Genomic DNA, 17,941 nt, shown 5'->3' with positions numbered 1-17,941 from the left:
TCACTCATAGAACCGGTAGTCAACTTCAATCTGGCGGCTCAAGTCTCCGAGATCCTTCAAAAAATCCTGAATGTACTCGTGTAGCCCAAGGTCAAAGATATCGGAAATCTGCCGGTCGAGGTACTTCTCGGACAGCGCATTGGCCGCCGTAACCGACGGCCCCGCAAAGCCATAGTCTTTGCTGAGATAAGAAAGGTTCTCTTGGATTTTCCTGCAGCAGAAATGCAGGCTGCGTGGCATCCGCTGATCGAGGATCAGAAACTGAGCGATTTCCGACGGCCGGGTATTCTGGCCGTGGGTCATGCGATAGCCACCACCCGCACCCACGGACCGCAGGATGCTCTCCCATTGGATGTTGTCCAGTGACGAACCGACCGAAAAGGCCGTGGGTAGAAGAACATAGTACTTAACGTCCAGGATGCGCCCGGTATTGTCGGCCCGCTCGACAAACGTGCCGATCCGGGTGAAGTCGAAAATATCGTTGCGCAGCATGGTCCCTAGCGTCGCACCACGAACCAGAGCCGCCTGTTGACGAATAAGCTCCAGCGTCCCCGGCAGGTCTCTCTCGTTCACGCGGCGCTTCATGGCTTGATCAATCTGCATCCACGTGGCGTTCACTGCGCTCCAGACATCATGGGTCAATGCAGTTCGAACAAGGCGCGCGTTATCTCGCGCTTGCTTGATGACCGACTTGATCGAGGATGGATTGTCGGCATCACGCAACATCCAATCCACGGCATTGTCTTTTGAAATCTCATCATATTTGGCGCTGTATCCACCGAAAACGCCGGCTGTTTTCAGAACCGAGCCCCATTCCGCATCGGAATTCTTGGTCCGGGTCAGCGCCATCCTCTGACCTGTTTCAAGCAATCTGGCCGTGTTTTCCGCCCTCTCAAGATACCGGGACATCCAGAACAACCCGCCAGCAGTTTTTCCCAGCATGGTCAGTCCTCCAGAACCCAGGTGTCTTTGGTCCCGCCGCCTTGGCTTGAATTCACGACCAGGGACCCTTTTTTCAGCGCAACGCGCGTCAGGCCGCCGGGGGTGATCTCGATCCCATCCGGGGACACCAGAACAAACGGCCGCAGATCGACATGCCGGGGGGCAAGTCCCGAACGGGCGAAGATCGGTACTGTCGAGAGAGACAATGTGGGCTGCGCGATATAGTTCGACGGCCGCGACTTGAGCTTGTCACGGAAGGCCGCAATCTCTTTCTTGCTGGCGGTCGGACCGATCAGCATCCCATAGCCGCCCGACCCGTGCACCTCTTTGACGACAAGATCGGACAGGTTGTCCAATACGTAGGAAAGCGACTCGGGGTCGCTGCAGCGCCACGTCGGAACGTTTTTGAGCAGGGGTTTCTCGCCCGTGTAGAACTCAACGATTTCAGGCATGTAGGAATAGATCGCCTTGTCATCGGCAATGCCCGTGCCCGGCGCGTTGGCGATCGTGATGCCCCCGGCCCGATAGACGTCCAGAATGCCAGGAACGCCCAGCGCGCTGTCCGGGTTGAAATTCAGCGGGTCCAGGAAATCGTCGTCAACCCGGCGGTAAAGAACGTCGATTGGTTTGTAACCACGCGTGGTGCGCATGCAGACGCGCCCATCGACAACCCGCAGGTCGTGGCCCTCGACCAGTTCCACGGCCATCTGATCGGCCAGAAACGCATGTTCAAAATAGGCTGAATTGTAGATCCCCGGAGTCAATACCGCGACGGTCGGCTCGCCGTCCGCGCAGGCCGGCGCACTGGCCGCAAGCGAGCGTCTCAGATTGCGGGGGTAATCGGATACATTGCGCACATTCGTGGCGCTGAAAAGCTCGGGGAACATCTTCAGCATCGTTTCCCGGTTTTCGAGCATGTAGCTGACCCCGGACGGCGTGCGGGCGTTGTCTTCCAACACGAAGAACTCATCCGGCCCGGTACGCACCAGATCAACGCCAACCACATGGGTGTAGACCTGCCCCGGCGGTGAGACACCCAGCATCTGCGGCAGGAAGGCTTCGTTGCTGGCAATCATCTCTGCCGGCACGCGACCGGCACGCACGATTTCCTGACGGTGATAGATGTCGTGAAGAAACGCATTGATCGCCCGAACCCGTTGTTCGATACCGCGCTCCAGACGTTGCCATTCGCGCCCTGAAATCACGCGCGGAACGATATCAAATGGGATCAAGCGTTCTTCGGCCTCGGTCTTGCCGTAGACGTTGAAAGTGATCCCCGTCAGCCTGAATACTTCCTCGGCTTCGCGCTGTTTGGCCCTCAGCCGTGAGACATCTTCCGCATTGAACCAACGTCCAATCTCTTCGTAAGGACCTCTGAGAGATCCGTCGCCGTTGAACATCTCATCAAAATACTCGCTCATACGAGAAGTGTGACGATCAATTCAAACTTTGCAAGTTGTACGGGCTTTTCCAGTTGGCGGCCTACCAAGAAATGCACAGTTTTCGAGCGAACAGCAGCCCGGCCGTCGATGACGAAACTTGTTTTGGGTGCAGCAAAAATCATCGCCGCCACTCTACCGGCTTCTGGCTTCAATGACGTGCAGCCACCAAAGCAATCCTCGAAAGCAATCAGGGGCTACGGCTCCGCCTGAGAACCGACTAGGTGCCCACCGCATCCAGCAGCGCGCCCCGGACTGCGTCTACCATTCTGGCACGGGGTGACATTGCCACACTCGCAAGACCGACGATGCGTCGGGGTCCGAACTGCTCCAGAGGAATTTTTCTGAGCCGCAAATGGTCATAAGACGCCAGACGATTGTCAGGTATGATCGAGACTCCGAGTTCAGCGGCGACCATGCTTGATATTGCCTCGAGGCCTTCAAGCTCCATGGCGTCTTTGACTTCTATGCCCATCCTTTGCAACCAGGTCTCGATCTGCCTCCCCACAACCGCGTCGCGAGTGAACCGAATAAACGGCAACGCGCCGAGCAGTTCTTCGGGAGAAAGGTCCGGAGTATTTTCCGAGACGAGCAGGACCAGTTTCTCGGTCACGATTTCCGAGAACTCCAGCGACTTCGGCAGGATATCCGGGCGTGAGATGATTGCTGCGTGAACCTGCTTGCGGTCCAGCTGCAACAGCAGTTGATTGGTCAAGCCCGGAACAAGTCTGACACGCACGTCAGGATGTTCTGACTTCAGCCTTGATAACGCAGCAGGCACCAAACCCGTCAAAGTCGTTGGAACTGCACCCAAGATTATCTCGCCGGCAAGTTCCTTGTCTGATCTCACCTTGTCGGTCAGGCCGTCATAGGCGGCGACGACCGCCGCCGCTTCTTCAACAAGCATGAGCCCCGCACTGGTCAGTTTGGGTGTCTTCGCCGACCGGTCAAACAAGTCGAGCCCCCACATGACTTCAAGGTTCCGCATCTGATGGCTTACCGCCGACGGCGTCAGATGCTCGGCCTCCGATGCGGCTCGAAAGCTTCCATGCCGATGTATTGCGATCAGAGTTCGCAACGCTCGAATGCTCATCTCAAAGACCTCGCCACCTTTGTCCGGGTCCACAATAGGTGAGAGATTTTCACCGATGGATCAAATCATTTTCGTTTTTGTTCACATTTTTTGATCTGTACCCTGCGCGAAACATGCTCAATGAAACAGCGCCCCGAGGTCCCCATGGTTGCCCCAAAGTCCAACACCTACACGTCCATCGTTGCCAAGCCTTTCGCCCCGAACCTCGGGGCCGAGATCTATGGGGTCGATTTGAGCCAGCCTGTGCCCGACGAACAGTTCGCCGAAATCCGCGATGCCTTTCACACCTATCAGGTTCTGTTCTTCAAAGAGCAGAAAGAGATACCGCCTGCGCAGCACATCGAGTTTGGGAAACGCTTCGGGCCGCTCCACGCACACCCCGCAGCCCCAACGATGGAAGGGTATCCGGAGATATTCGAGATCCATGCCACCAAGAATTCAAAGGTGGCCAACGGTGAGTTCTGGCACTCGGACGTGTCATGTGATGAAACGCCCCCATTGGGTACAATGCTTCAAATCCACATTGCCCCGCCTTGCGGCGGGGACACCATGTTCAGCGATATGTATGCGGCTTACGACGATCTGTCCGAACCGATCAAAAGCATGCTCGACGGCCTGTCCGCCCTCCACAGGTCCGAGCACATATACAAGGGCCGGTACAGCGACCGGGGCCAAAAGGACGCCGATATTGATTGCCCCGAAGCAATTCATCCGATCATCAGAACTCACCCCGAGACAGGACGAAAATCGCTGTTCGTCAACCGAACGTTCACAACGAAGATTATCGGCTTGTCGGACAAGGAAAGTGAGGCGATCCTCAACATGCTTTTCGAGCATGCCGAACAGATCAACTATCAAATCAGGTTCCGGTGGTCGCTCAACGATATGGCGTTTTGGGACAATCGTTGCTGTATGCATCGCGCCATCTGGGACTATTGGCCCGCGGAACGAAAGGGGCGGCGTGTAACCGTGAAAGGCGACCGACCCGTCTAGTTCTGACGGGACGGGATTTCTGGGTCGAAGAAACCATTTTGGGAGCGCGAAGTGCGAGCTGCAGTCGTCAGAGAGTTCAACGAGGACCTTTCGATTGAAACGGTCCCGGACCCAACCTGCCCCGACAACGGAGTGGTCTTGGAGGTCGCCGCCTGCGGCGTGTGCCGCTCGGACTACCACGGCTGGTCCGGTGCCCACCCGAAAGTTCAAAACGGCTCCATCCTAGGGCACGAATACTGTGGCACCGTGGTCGAGGCCGGGTCCAATGCGAAACACAAAGTGGGTGATCGCCTCATCGCCCCATTCATCCTGGGCTGCGGCAGTTGCCATGCCTGTCAAACCGGAGTGTCGAATACCTGCGCCAACCAGATCGTTCCCGGATTTGGCGCACCGGGCGCCTATGCGGAATATGTTGCGGTGCCCTTCGACCATAACTTGGTTCACCTGCCAGACACACTCTCCCCTGCCCTCGCCGCCGGCCTGGGCTGCCGCGTCACCACCGCATGGCATGCTTTGACGGACCGAGCAGATGTTGCTGCGGGCGAATGGGTTGCCGTCCATGGAACCGGTGGAATTGGTCTTTCCGTTCTCTTGCTTGCGAAAATGTTGGGATGCCGGGTTGTCGTGGTGGATGTGGTCGATGAGAAACTCGAGCACGCAAAACTCCACGGCGCGGACGCGACGGTCAATGCATCCAAAGAGGATGCGGCGACCGCGATCCTGGATATCACCGGTGGAGGAGCGCAGGTTTCCATCGAAGCTCTGGGCATCGAAACAACGACGAACGCTTCGCTGGAGTGCCTCGCGATCTTGGGCCGTCATGTACAGATTGGGATGCCGTCGGGTGAAGGTTGGATGCGCATGAACATGCGCGCGATATATTCCAAACAGCTCTCGGTTTTTGGCACCCGGGGCATGCCGTCCTGGAAGTACCCGCGTCTGCTTGGACTGATCGAGCGGGGTAACGTTGACATACAGCCGATGGTGGCCCGAGAGGTCCGCCTTGAGGATGCCAGCGGTGAGCTTCGCGCGATGCGTGGCCCGACCTCGCCCGGCACCGCCGTAATCACAAGTTTTCGACCTTGATTGGGTGTCTGTGCCTTGCAGGATGCACGCGGACCCAAATAGTTAAAGTATTTAAAAATAATAACTTAAGGCGAGTAACGTCGTTTGCCCGGGCTGTCGCCACACACACGCCAAAACACTGTTCCCGAAAAATATTGTGAAGCCGTTTCAACAAGAAAAGCCCGCCCAAACAGTTTTGGTCGGTCCAGGCGGGCTTGCCTATCAGAGAATGAAATCACCTTCGTCTAGGCTGCTGGCGCGGACGCCGAACAACGAGATTTCCGTGTCTCCCAAATCGATCTTGGTCTTGAAGAAACGGCCGCTGATCGCATCCTCGACTTCCTCGTAATCTGTGAAGCCATATGCGCTGAGGTCGATCTTGTCGCGACCTGCGCGAAAGCCGAACACAGTGTCATGACCGCCGCCTTGTTCGAAGACGAAGCTGTCGGAGCCCGAGCCGCCGATGAGTTTGTCGTTTCCGCCACCGCCAGAAATTTCGTCATTTCCACGGCCGCCGAAGATGATGTCGTTTCCACCCTCGCCGTTCAGGGTGTCGTCACCCTTACCGCCGAAAACTTTGTCCCGACCGTCACCGGCGAGAACCAGATCGTCACCACTTCCTGCGAAAACGATATCGTTGCCGCCTTTGGCATCGATCAGGTCATTGTCCCGACCTGTTCGGATAACTTCGCGACCGTCGTCTCCGATGACGAAATCGACTGCCCCTGAACCGTCAGATTGCAGCAGATCGGCGGGCAGCAGAACGCCGTTCAATACATGGATCACACCGTTCGACGCCTGAATGTCGGTCGCGATGAGGCTTGGATCCTGAACGTCCGGATCGGCATCGACCAGGGTAAGGGTCTCGGCATCCACACCAATCGTTCCACCCTGGAGCGTTTCGATTTCCTCAGACGCCAGAACCTGGCTGGCCTGCAGGCTTTCACCCGAGACATGGTAGGTCAGCACCGTCGTCAACAGCTCGATGGGATCGTTTCCGCCGTTGAGCAAACGCAGTGCGTCAACAAGGTATGCAAATGCCCCGCCCTCATCACTGCCTTCGTATCCCAGCGAGTTCGAGAGCGCGATAAACGCGTCATCGGTCGGCGCGAAGGCGGTAAGGTCGGCATTCGGGTCATTCAGGGCGCCCGCCAGATCAGCCGCGATAAGAGCTTCTCGAAGAATGTCGAAATCACCCCCGTTTTCGTCAAAACCGGATGCGCCGCTTACCGCAAGAACGGTTTCCGTAATCGTCGGGGCGTCATTGCCTGGCAGATCGATCGGCAGCAGAACGCGATCAATCACGTGGACCACGCCATTGTCCGCCAAGATGTCTGTCTGCACCAGCGACGGATTGATGAGGTCCGGCTCCAGATCGCCAAGTGTCGGCAGTTCGGACGCGTCGATCACTCCGCCCTGAAGTGAGGTCACCGAACCCGCCGACGCAATCTCGGACGACCCTTGGGTGCCTGCTGCAACATGATAGGTGACGATCGTCTCAAGCAGCGTTGCGGTTTCCACCGGATCTTCGTTCAGAGAGGTCAGAAATGCGGTTACGGCTGCGGTGTCAGTAACGTCGCCCGCAAAACCCAGATCAGCTGCAAGCTGCCCGAATGCCGCGTTTGTCGGGGCAAAAACCGTGTAGGTCGCAGAAGGGTCACCGGCAGTTCCACTGAGGACACCAAGGTAGTCAGTCCCCTTCTGGTCATCGATAAAACCTATTGCTGCGACAAGAATGCTAAAGCTTGGATTTCCTGCGGCAATTCCTGCAATTGTCGTCATATTTTCCTCCACCTGAGATTTGCAAGCCAACGATTGGCTTACCGCTGGTACGGAGCGCACAGGCCGTTCGGATCAAATATTTCTGAACCACGATATGTCCCCGGCGGTACCGTGTGGATCGTTCCCGCGCCCACTGAGGCCGAAACCAAAAAAGAAATCCAACCGGGTCAGATCAGCGTATCGGTCATCAGTTGAGATCAAAGGTGACGGCCAATGGGAAAACCCAAATTCGTAGTCGAGACGGGGCGTCAGGAACTTCGCGAAGTGCGTCGAGAAAGCTGGCGGCTGTACGTTTTTGTCGGTGTTCTCAGTTGCTTCACCAACCTTCTGATGCTGACCGGGCCATTGTATATGCTGCAGGTATACGACCGGGTTTTGGGCAGCCGATCGGTGGAAACGCTGGTCGCTCTCTCGGTGCTTGTTGCGTTCTTGTACGGCATTCTGGGCCTGCTTGAATATGCTCGGGGGAGGATTTTCGGACGCGTCGCGGCCCGATTCCAGGCGCGGCTTGACCGTCGGGTATTCGAGGCGGTGCAGCGCAAAGCCTCGGTCGCTCCGGACGATCAAACGGAAACCGGCCTGCGCGATCTTGAGGCTGTTCAGCGGCTTTTGTCTTCTCCGGTTCCAATGGCCTTTTTTGACGTGTTTTGGACGCCCGTTTTCCTTTTGGGCATCTGGATATTCCACCCTTGGCTTGGTGCTGTCGCTGCGCTGGGTGGCTTGGTCATCTTGGCACTGACCGGCTTGAACCGAGTCTTTTCGGCACGCCCCATGTCGAACGCCAGCCGTGCTGTCGCCTCGTCCGAAGCGATGTCCAACCAGTTGCGGAACGAAGCCGAAATAGTTGAGGCGATGGGTATGCGCGATGCGACCTATACGCGGTGGAAGACCTTGCGCGACCGGGCGCTGAAGGAGCAGATCCGCTCGGCAGATGTAAGTGGCAGCTTTGCCAACGTAACAAAGACTTTCCGGTTGTTTTTGCAGTCGGCCATCCTTGGTGTAGGTGCATTTCTTGTGCTTCAGGGGGAACTGACTGCAGGCGCAATGATTGCCAGCTCAATCCTGCTGGGCCGGGCGCTGGCACCGATGGAGCAGCTTGTGGCGCAATGGCAGTTGGTTCAGACCGCAAAAAGAGGCTGGGACAATCTGGCCGAACTGCTCGGCACCGTACCGCCCGAACGTGTGAATACGCGACTGCCGAAACCCAAAGCCAAGTTGGTTGTTCAAAACCTGACCGTCTTTCCGCCGAACTCACGGCAAGCCGCTCTGAAATCCGTTTCGTTCAGCGTGAACCCAGGCGAAGCAGTTGGCTTGATTGGATCATCCGGCGCGGGGAAGTCCACACTCGCCAGATCCTTGACTGGCGTATGGCGTCCGCACAGCGGCACAATCCGACTGGATGGCGCCGCGCTGGATCAATACGGCTCGACCGAACTTGGCAGCCTTATCGGCTATCTTCCGCAGCGGTTTCAGCTGTTCGACGGCACCATTGCCGAAAACATTGCCCGAATGGCGCCCGAGCCGGACGATGCCGCCGTCGTGGCAGCCGCAAAGAAAGCAGATGCGCATGAGATGATACTGCGGCTCGCTGATGGCTACGACACCTACGTATCGGCGAACGGAGGGCAACTGTCCGGTGGTCAGATGCAACGTATCGGCCTTGCCCGCGCCATGTACGGAGACCCCGTGCTGCTCGTGCTGGACGAACCAAATTCAAACCTCGACGTGGAAGGCAGTGCCGCGGTCAATCGCGCAATTGAAGAGTTCAAGGCAAACGGAAAATCCGTGTTGATCGTGGCTCATCGACCGGCCGCAATCCAGGAATGCGACAAGCTGATAATGCTGGAAAACGGCACCGTCCGGGACTTCGGCGCCAAGAAAGACGTGCTTCGGAAACTCGTTATCAACCACGAACAAATCGCAAAAACCGCCAGACAGGGAGGCCTGAAATGAAACCGGAACGGTCCGACGTAAACTCGTCCCCTTCCTGGTCAGCGCGCGGACCAGTGCTCGTGGGTCTCGTGGGTCTGATGCTGTTGCTTGGGGGCTTTGGGTATTGGTCCTTCACGACCAATATTGCCGGGGCAATCGTTGCCAGCGGTCGAATTGAAGTCGATCAAAATCAACAGGTTGTGGAACACCCGGATGGCGGCGTGGTGGCCGAGATACTTGTCGACGAAGGGTCCTTGGTCGAGGCCGGTGACGTCCTGATCAAGCTGGCATCCAATGACCTTGCTACCAAATTGGCGATCGCCGAAAAAGAGCTTTACGAACTCATGGCCCGCCGTGGTCGTCTTGAGGCGGAAAGAGACGGAACCGAAGAAATCCGATTTGATCCCATACTTCAGCAAGCCGCATCTTTGGACATCGACATCGCGGACTTGGTCTATGGGCAGGAACGATTGTTTGTGGCGCGCAAGGAATCCATCGCGCAGGAGATTGATCAGCAACTCAAAAGAGTTGGTCAGATCGACAGTCAGATTGTCGGGATTGATGCTCAAAAACTGGCGCTTGCCACCCAGCTGGACCTGATACGAAAGGAACTGACGGATCAGGAATCCTTGTTTGAACGCGGATTGGCCCCCGCATCCCGCGTTCTGTCATTGCAACGGGAAGAAGCACGCTTGAGCGGCACGATGGGTGATCTGACTGCCCGTATCGCGGAATCCGAGGGGCGAAAGACCGAAATCGAGATTCAAATCCTCAAGTTGCAAAGCAAACGCCGCGAAGATGCCATTACCCGCCTCAGGGACCTGCGGTATCGGGAACTGGAATTACGCGAGGAAACGACGAATATCGCAGAGCGTATCGCCAACCTTGAAATCACGGCGCCGGTCTCTGGGGTCGTACATGGATTGAACATCTTCAGCCTTGGCGCGGTTGTGAAACCGGCTGAACCGGTATTGCACCTCGTTCCGCAGGATCGTCCGCTGATCATAAGTGCCCGCGTCGACCCCATTCACGTTGACCAGATGTTCGTCGGACAAGAAGTCGTTTTGCGCTTTTCGGCCATGGATCAGCGCAAGACGCCCGAATTGACAGGACGGGTCACCCTGGTTTCTGCGGATGCGTTCGAGGAAGCTTCGACAAACCAGACCTACTACACGGCCGAGATCGCACTGAATGCCGGCGAGCAGAAAAAACTGCCCGCGGAAACACCTCTGGTTCCTGGAATGCCGGTCGAAACCTTCATACGGACGCAGGACAGAACACCGATTGCCTACCTGATCAAACCGTTCAGCGACTACTTTGCGAAAGCGTTTCGTGAGACTTGAGTGTGGGCCCTTTGCCGACGTCAAATCAAGCCACGAGCGATTCACATAGGTCTTTCCGGCCCTGCGCGGGAAACACGTGCGCTTAGACCGGCACGAAGATAAACCCGCTTGGCTCTTGAATAAACGCCAATGAAACTTCAACAGCTCGAACTCGGCTGTTTCCTGCAGAGCGCCCTGCCGCCTGCAGTGCCCATCACTCAAGAAAGTCGGAGACCAGAAGCTGGAATAGTTCAGTTTTCTCGGGATGAACCGCATGGGCGCAACCCGGCACGACCGCAAGCGAGGTCTTGGAGATTTCTTGCCAAAGCAACTGAGTCTGACTCCACGGATAAGTCCGATCCCGATCGCCCCAAAGCACAAGTGTTTCCTGCCGGATTTGGCTGAGGTTCTGCTCTCCGGACCAAGAGTACATCGCGTCCAGGCCAGCGTTTGTTGCAGCCAGTTTGCTTTGCGCGGCGACGGCGGCGCAGTGCTCAAACCCTTGTGCGGCTTCACGATCCAGAAACCAAGTTGCAGCGATCCGATGGGCGGTTGCGGCGGGGCCGTCCTCTGCCGCACGCTTCTTACTTTCCTCAATGGTCTCGAACCGCCCGGGCAAAACGCCAATCGCGCCGGTTGCGTACAGCACCAACCGGTCCACCCTTTCAAAATCCCGCCGGGCGATTTCCTGAGCGATCATGCCGCCCATCGAATGCCCCAGAAGATGATACACCCCCAGCCTGAGGCTGCGGAGGTGCTGGATCACCCAATCCGCCCTGCGGAAGGGCGCCCGAACACTGCTCAGTTGGCGTTGCAACTTCTGCGCTTCCCACTGAGTAGACAGTCTTTGGTCACCGACAGGCTTTCTCGATCAACGCAATAGGTCAGTATGCACCCGCACAGGCGATGATACAGGACACTCGGCAGCCATCCGTTGAAGTCGGTTCAACTTCTGCAGCGCGACCCAACCGGAGCGTTTGATCGTCCAGCCACGCATTGCTATAACCACGTTGTCCGCAGAATTTCCGACGGCATCAACGCTACAGATCGAACGTTCTAATACCCGGATCGATGAGCGACGAGACCTGGCTCACTCAGACGGCATTTGCGCCGTTGGTGTCGACATGGAAATCGCTCGTTCCTCATCCGTCATATCTTCGGCAATCCCGTCAAACAGCGGTGTCGAAAGATACCGCTCGCCTGTGTCGGGCAGCATCACCAGCATCACCGATCCGTCCGGGGCGCTTTTGGCCACTTCCATTGCGATGGCAAATGTGGATCCCCCTGAGATTCCGGTGAAGATCCCCTCCTCTGCGGCCAGACGCCTGGACCAGGCAATACCATCCGCTCCGGCGACAGGGAGCAGTTTATCATAATATGCATTGTCCAGAGCTTCCTGAAGCACATACGGGATGAAGTCGGGCGTCCAGCCCTGAATGGGATGCGGCTCGAAGGCCGGATGGCTCTCAGTGGGCTGATGGGCCTCGTTGCGGGTGTTCACGTAGCCAGACCCGACAATCGCAGCGTTTGCAGGTTCGGTAAGGATAATCTTGGTGTCGGGGCGATCGCGCTTGAGCACGCGCGACACGCCCGAAACGGTACCGCCTGTTCCATAACCGGTGATCCAGTAATCCAGCCGCTCTCCTTCGAAATCGCTTAGTATTTCCCTCGCTGTCGTGGCCTCGTGGATGTCGGCATTGGCGCTTGTCTCGAATTGGCTGGCGAGAAACCAGCCATTTGCCTCGGCCAACTCCTTGGCCTTGGAGTACATCCCAAAACCCTTGAGCGCACGAGGCGTGAGCACAACCTTGGCCCCAAGAAACCGCATCAACCGGCGGCGTTCCACCGAGAAGCTGTCAGCCATAGTGACCACAAGCGGATAACCCTTTGCGGCACATACCATCGCAAGACCAATCCCGGTATTTCCCGAGGTAGCCTCGACGACCGTTTGCCCGGGTTTAAGCCGACCTTCCCTTTCACCAGCTTCGATGATGTTCAGCGCAAGGCGGTCCTTGACCGAGCCCGCGGGGTTGAAGGCTTCAAACTTGACGTAGACCGTCACGTTGGCCGGCGCGATTTTGTTGATGCGAATGCACGGCGTGTTGCCGACCGTGTCCAAGACGCTGTCGTATAGACGGCCGCGCCCCGATGTGGTTCGAATTTCCATCTGCCCCTCCTACTTATCCACTTTTCTTCAAATGCGACGAAGACTGCCACAAGCGCGATGCAATTGATAGAACGTCGACAGCACAGCAGAAGAACGGACCTTCTCGAAGCACGAGCAAGTCAGACACGCGTGACCCAATTTCTTGATCGATTAGATTGCCCTAGAGTTGCCGCCATTAGGCTCAATCGTCTGGACCGCCGAGGGCCATTGAAGCGATTTGCCTGGAGATGACTGCCGCCTTCTGCATCGATAAACTTGCCCGTAAACCGGACGCGCTGACCTGGGCGCCTGACCGAACCTTCGAGAACGTGGCTCACTCCAAGCACTCGACCGATTTCCCGGATAGGGGGCGAGGTTGCGCGTCTCCGCTCTCACAGGCCCTCTCCGAAGCCACTAAAGCTGAGAGCCGATTGGCAAAATACTGAAAAATCCAGCTACGATATGATCCCATGCCGAACCGGTTGGTTCTGAGTCATATTCGAGAACTTCTCCGTTCTCGCCCCGGGTTCTCCATTTAAGTTGGCCAGCACTCTCCAGCGTCACATGATATGTATATGCTGGAAGCGCATCGTCCAAAGCACCCATGGTTTGTGCGGTCAGCGCCGGAGAGTCGATGAGAATGCCCATTTCCGTGTTGATGTTGACTGAACGAGGGTCCCAATTGAACGAACCGACAAACAGATATCGGTCATCGACAGCGAACGCTTTGGAATGAAGACCTGACCGAGATTGAGCCCAGTTTATTCCACGACGTTGGACCTGATAAGCGTCAGGCCGCAATTCATAAAGCTCGACCCCACCGCGCAGCAACGCCCGGCGTTTCTTGGCGTAGTGCGCATAGACTGGCGCTACGTCGTTTGAAGCAAGCGAGTTGGTTACGACTTTGACTTCGACACCTCGGTTTTCCAGTTCGGTCATCCACTTCACGCCGTTGTTGCGTGGCACGAAGTAGGCCGAAACGATATTGACCTCCCTGTCAGCACCTTCGAAGTAAGGCAGCAGTTGCGACGCGAGAATTGGATCTGAGTTATCAAGCCCTGCGGCTTTGGAAGGCGGGTCGGCGTAGAGTTTTGCAGGCACCCAATCCAAGGAAAGCGTGCCGTCTGCAAAGCTCTCCCTTGCAGATTTTCTGAGAGCTTCGCCGTACTGGGTCCGCTTTGCCGCCTCCACGAGCTCATTCAGTCTGCTTCGCGCTTGGCCAAGCGAAAATTCTTCAGGTTGCCCGACGACCACGCGGGCCGGAACCGCGAACTCACTGTTCCAATATTCGTCAAAACTTTTGGAAACTTCATTTACGACGGGACCGGCTGCCAGAACATCCAGATCCGCATAGTTCATTTCCTCCCGTGCCAGGAAGTACTCGGCGCCTATGTTCCGGCCACCGACAATTGTGAACACATTGTCTGCGGTCATCGACTTATTGTGCATTCTGCGATTGATCCGCTTGAAATCCGTGAGCCCGGCGATAATCAGGCTTTGATTGCGCCAGAAAGGATTGAACAGACGGATTTCAATATTCTCGTGGTAGTCCAATGCGGCTGTCATCGCGTCATATCCGGATGTGTCCATGTCATCCAAAAGCAAGCGAACACGTACGCCTCGGTCCGCCGCCTGCAAAAGACTGGCCGCAAAGAGATGACCTGTCGGGTCGTTATGCAAAAGGTAGTATTGAGCGTCGATCGATTGTTCAGCTGCTGCAGCGAGTAGAAGCCGTGACACCAAGGCTTGTTCACCGTCGCTGATCAATTTGACACCGGACCGGCCGTCTTTTGGGTCCCCAAGCCGGGTCGCCGCCTGCCCAAGTGCGTTGTTTGTCCTAGCCGAAAATGAAACCGAATTAACCTTCTCATATGTACGAACTTTCGGGGTACAAGCGACAAGAGCGAATGTGCAGAACGCACAAAACATGATTGTCCAAGGCTTCATCGACTTCCTCCGCTCGTCGCTCATAGGTGACTACGCCAAGAGGCACGATTGCAAGTATGTTCCGAGAAAGGTGGGGAGGTTTCTTGGAGTCGTGTCGTTCCAGAGGAATTGCGGCTCAAAGCCAGTCAGCCTGTCATACTAAAAAATTTGATCGCCTGACGAAGCACCCTGTCCAAAATCGCAAGGCAAACCGCAACCTCAGAAGCTCTGAATTTGGAATGTGCACAGAAGACAAGATATACGGGCGCGAAGTCAGGGTTCGTTCTATCGACGCGTTCTAAATAGCCCGAGCTATTGGGCAAACGGCCGATAGCTCCAATGAGAGGTCACAAAGCAATTCCGCGAAGGGCCACTTCGAGCCCAAAATTTCGATGCTGCAAAAAACAAACAAAAATTAGTGCACTGCTCCCCGGCATTGGACCGCCGAAAGCTGGATTTTTCCTGGACCAGTGCAGGCAGAGCAACTGGGGATCAGGCAAGCGGGAAATTAGGGTTGGCTTTCTTTGGCCGCACCGTAAACGAAGTCAAACAACGACGGCACAAGGGCGTCTAAACCAACCACAACACAAGGCAACACGCGACTGAACCTAGGGACAGGCTTCCGACAACCAGTTGCAAGTGGAAGCGAGATGCCGGTTGGGCGCTGTGCGCTTCCAATCGGGAATACACGCGGCGGGCGTTCATCCACGCTCCCCAATAGATCAGCAGCGAGATCAACACAAAAAGAGTGGCTGCGGCTTTCGCCAGCCACTCGGGCTCGACGGCGGAAAATACGGCCTTGAGGCCAAGGGCGATGGCCACGCATGCCATTCCGGTTCTCATCCATCCCGCAAATGTACGCTCATTTGCCAAAATGGTGCGGTCTTCAGCCCAGTCGGTCCGCTCTTCGGCCAAGTTTTGGCTTATTGTGTTTTTTTCAGACATTGCCGCCCTTTGGACTGGTCACCAGATCAGAATGTGCAGGCTTGCCGGTTTTTCGGCAAGCCTGCACAAGACCATAAACGCGCACACTTGGGTCGCAAAACGACACACGCGCCCGGTCACCCCGTCAGCTTGATTTCGAGATCGCCCGCAGCATCCACGCTGCCTGCTCATGAAATGCCGAACATTCGGTCGCCAGATCTTCGGTCACGACGTCTTTGCGGCTTCCTGCAAGCTCGGTCAGGGCGTGCAGGCGGTGCGCCACCCGCTCGTGATCAGCAGCCAGATCTTCGATCATTTCGGCGGCGGACAGGTCCCCTTCGCGATCGTTGATGGCCGAGAAATCCAGGATGTCGGACATCCGCGAGGGCGCCAGATGGCCCAGCGCGCGAATGCGTTCCGCGATCTCATCAGCGGCGGCGAACATGTTTTCGTACTGTTCTTCCGTCAGCTTGTGGATCGAATAGAACAGCGGGCCTTCCACGTTCCAGTGATACGCATGTGTCTTGAAAGTCAGCCGGTAGGTGTCGGCCAGAACATCAGCCAGACCCTTGGCCAAGGGCGCGGTGTCGCGCACGCCAGTCGAAACGGGGTTTTCGTTCGGGACAACGTTCAATGCGTCGGTCATGACAACTCCTTTTTTCTACTGGGGAAGAAACGCCCAAAGCCGGATATGGTTCCACTTTCGGCGGAAAAATCAGGTGACAGTCGGCATCCCGCCATCAGCCGAATAGTCAACCGACACCCGCAGCAGGGTTGGAACGGCGACGTCAGCCGCCGCCTGCAGCGCAGGAGCAAGTTTGCTGTGACTTTCGATATCGTGGTAGACCCAGCCAAAGGATCGGGCCAGCGACTCCCAATCGGGGTTGCCGAAGGAAAACTCGCGCGCACCAGGTTGTTTTTCGTCGATCAGACCATAGCCGTTGTCTTCCCAGACCAGAACGGTTACGGGCACGCACAACCGGGCCGCCGTCTCCATCTCCTGGACGTTCATCAGGAAATCCCCATCACCGCAAACGGCGATCACCCGACCCTCGTCCAACAGACGGGCCGCCTCGATCGCTCCGGGCAGCGCAAGGCCCATACCGGCCAGGCCGTTCGGAATGATGATTTGCCCCGCCCGGCGCGCTTGAACCTTGCTGGCGACCCAAAGTTTGTGCAGGCCAACGCCAGACAACAGAACGTCGCTTTCGCAAAGCGTTTCGGAAATCGCCTGACAAATGTCCGACGGCGCGACACAAGCGGCATCGGGAGGTGTTGGTCCACCTTCCAGCGAGGCGTCAATCCTCCGCTGGAGATCTTTGAACCAGCTTTGCGTGGGACGTTCGGCCGTGGCCTTCGCCAGAACGTCGATGCAGTGCGGAAGGTCGCCTGTCAGAGCGGCCTTTACCGGCCAGTCCACATCAACAGTCGAGGCCACGTCCGAGATCTCGAGAACCGGCTTCTTACCGCCTATCGAAATGTTCGAGGGTGGATATTCAACCGGGTCAAACCCGATGGCAATGATCAGGTCGCACAGGTCGAAGGCTTCAGACGCCAACTCCTTGCCCGGCTGACCGATCGAATGCAGCGAGAGCGGGTGCCCCGGAGGCAAAACGCCTTTGGCCATGAATGTCGTGACGACCGGGGCAGAAAGGCTTTCTGCAAGTGCCCGAACGTCGCTTGCGGTGCCGGATCGGATCACCCCGTGTCCCGCAAGGATCAAGGGCTTTTTCGCCTCGGCCAGCAGGCGCGCGGAACGGATGACCGCATCGGCCGCCGGTCGCACCTCGGCTGGCGGCGGCGCCACGAAAGGTTCGGCCAGAATCGGGACCTCGGCCAGATCTTCGGGCAGGGAAAGATGGACGGCTCCGGGTTTGTCGAGCTTGCTCAATCGCACGGCCTCGGCCACGACTTGGGGGATTTCATCCGCAACCATCAGCGTTCGGCTCAACTTGGTGACTGGCGCGAAGAGTGCTTCAAGATCGATGATCTGATGGCTTTCGCGGCCCAGCCTGGACCGCGCCCCCTGTCCCGTGAGGGCGATCAGCGGCACATGGTCAAGCGTAGCGTCAGCCACACCGGTGACAAGGTTGGTCGCTCCAGGTCCAAGCGTCGAAAGGCAAACCGCCGGGTTCCCCGTCAATCGACCGTGAACCGATGCCATGAACGCCGCCGACTGCTCGTGCCGGCACAGGACGAAGTCGATGCTCGACTGGTCGATTGCGGCGATCAGATCGGTTGTTTCCTCACCCGGAACACCGAATGCACAGGTCACGCCGTTGGCCTCGAGGCAGGCAATCAGCAATTCGGCGGCGGTTTGGGTATGGACGGCATCTTTCATGGGGCTTTGAACCTCGGGGTACTGTTTCAGGGAGTG

At 57.0% G+C, this 17,941-nt stretch carries 14 protein-coding genes; 4 read left to right on the top strand and 10 right to left on the bottom strand.

Features of this window, described 5'->3' with window-relative positions; translation table 11 throughout:
- The 3 genes from ACR0NY_RS00310 to ACR0NY_RS00300 form a co-directional block, all read right to left on the bottom strand.
- Positions 1 to 942 (bottom strand): alpha-E domain-containing protein, encoded by a 942-nt coding sequence (locus ACR0NY_RS00310; protein ID WP_170363773.1) that lies wholly within the window; start codon positions 940 to 942, stop codon positions 1 to 3.
- Between the two features lie 2 nt (positions 943 to 944).
- Entirely contained in the window at positions 945 to 2,363 is a 1,419-nt protein-coding gene (locus ACR0NY_RS00305) for a circularly permuted type 2 ATP-grasp protein (RefSeq protein WP_170339274.1), read from the bottom strand.
- Positions 2,364 to 2,601: 238 nt separating this feature from the next.
- Positions 2,602 to 3,474: a LysR family transcriptional regulator gene (locus ACR0NY_RS00300; protein ID WP_170368239.1), complete on the bottom strand. Its 873-nt coding sequence runs from the start codon at positions 3,472 to 3,474 to the stop codon at positions 2,602 to 2,604.
- A 120-nt stretch (positions 3,475 to 3,594) separates the two neighbouring features.
- Here ACR0NY_RS00300 and ACR0NY_RS00295 point away from each other — a divergent pair, with 120 nt between their 5' ends.
- Entirely contained in the window at positions 3,595 to 4,467 is an 873-nt protein-coding gene (locus ACR0NY_RS00295; protein ID WP_217354836.1) for a TauD/TfdA dioxygenase family protein, read from the top strand.
- Between the two features lie 51 nt (positions 4,468 to 4,518).
- A complete protein-coding gene (locus tag ACR0NY_RS00290) occupies positions 4,519 to 5,553 on the top strand; it encodes a zinc-binding dehydrogenase (RefSeq protein WP_170368238.1) in 1,035 nt (344 codons plus the stop codon).
- Positions 5,554 to 5,754: 201 nt separating this feature from the next.
- Here ACR0NY_RS00290 and ACR0NY_RS00285 read toward each other — a convergent pair whose 3' ends face one another.
- The gene (locus tag ACR0NY_RS00285) at positions 5,755 to 7,314 is read right to left on the bottom strand and encodes a fasciclin domain-containing protein (protein WP_170368237.1); all 1,560 of its coding nucleotides are present in this window, start codon (positions 7,312 to 7,314) and stop codon (positions 5,755 to 5,757) included.
- 213 nt (positions 7,315 to 7,527) lie between these two features.
- On the opposite strand from ACR0NY_RS00285, the gene ACR0NY_RS00280 reads away from it, so the two are divergent.
- Both ACR0NY_RS00280 and ACR0NY_RS00275 read left to right on the top strand, forming a co-directional pair.
- Positions 7,528 to 9,267: a type I secretion system permease/ATPase gene (locus ACR0NY_RS00280; protein WP_170368236.1), complete on the top strand. Its 1,740-nt coding sequence runs from the start codon at positions 7,528 to 7,530 to the stop codon at positions 9,265 to 9,267.
- Positions 9,264 to 10,589 (top strand): HlyD family type I secretion periplasmic adaptor subunit, encoded by a 1,326-nt coding sequence (locus ACR0NY_RS00275; protein WP_170368514.1) that lies wholly within the window; start codon positions 9,264 to 9,266, stop codon positions 10,587 to 10,589. Before ACR0NY_RS00280 ends, ACR0NY_RS00275 begins: the two co-directional genes overlap by 4 nt.
- Before the next feature lie 193 nt (positions 10,590 to 10,782).
- Here ACR0NY_RS00275 and ACR0NY_RS00270 read toward each other — a convergent pair whose 3' ends face one another.
- The 6 genes from ACR0NY_RS00270 to ACR0NY_RS00245 form a co-directional block, all read right to left on the bottom strand.
- Positions 10,783 to 11,385 carry an alpha/beta fold hydrolase gene (locus ACR0NY_RS00270; protein WP_302478010.1) on the bottom strand — a complete coding sequence of 201 codons (603 nt, stop codon included), beginning with the start codon at positions 11,383 to 11,385 and terminating at the stop codon, positions 10,783 to 10,785.
- A gap of 273 nt (positions 11,386 to 11,658) precedes the next feature.
- A complete protein-coding gene (locus ACR0NY_RS00265) occupies positions 11,659 to 12,735 on the bottom strand; it encodes a PLP-dependent cysteine synthase family protein (protein ID WP_170368235.1) in 1,077 nt (358 codons plus the stop codon).
- Between the two features lie 393 nt (positions 12,736 to 13,128).
- Positions 13,129 to 14,661, bottom strand: a complete 1,533-nt coding sequence (locus ACR0NY_RS00260) for a phospholipase D family protein (RefSeq protein WP_170339286.1) — start codon at positions 14,659 to 14,661, stop codon at positions 13,129 to 13,131.
- A gap of 549 nt (positions 14,662 to 15,210) precedes the next feature.
- Positions 15,211 to 15,585 carry a YidH family protein gene (locus ACR0NY_RS00255; RefSeq protein ID WP_093961676.1) on the bottom strand — a complete coding sequence of 125 codons (375 nt, stop codon included), beginning with the start codon at positions 15,583 to 15,585 and terminating at the stop codon, positions 15,211 to 15,213.
- Between the two features lie 124 nt (positions 15,586 to 15,709).
- Entirely contained in the window at positions 15,710 to 16,210 is a 501-nt protein-coding gene (locus ACR0NY_RS00250; RefSeq protein ID WP_170368234.1) for a Dps family protein, read from the bottom strand.
- Between the two features lie 69 nt (positions 16,211 to 16,279).
- Positions 16,280 to 17,905 (bottom strand): acetolactate synthase large subunit, encoded by a 1,626-nt coding sequence (locus tag ACR0NY_RS00245; protein WP_170368233.1) that lies wholly within the window; start codon positions 17,903 to 17,905, stop codon positions 16,280 to 16,282.
- Between the last annotated feature and the right edge of the window lie 36 nt (positions 17,906 to 17,941).

The organism is Ruegeria sp. BJ5 (assembly GCF_056537865.1).
Note: the sequence above shows the minus strand (reverse complement) of the source record. Positions and strands in the feature narration are given on the sequence as shown.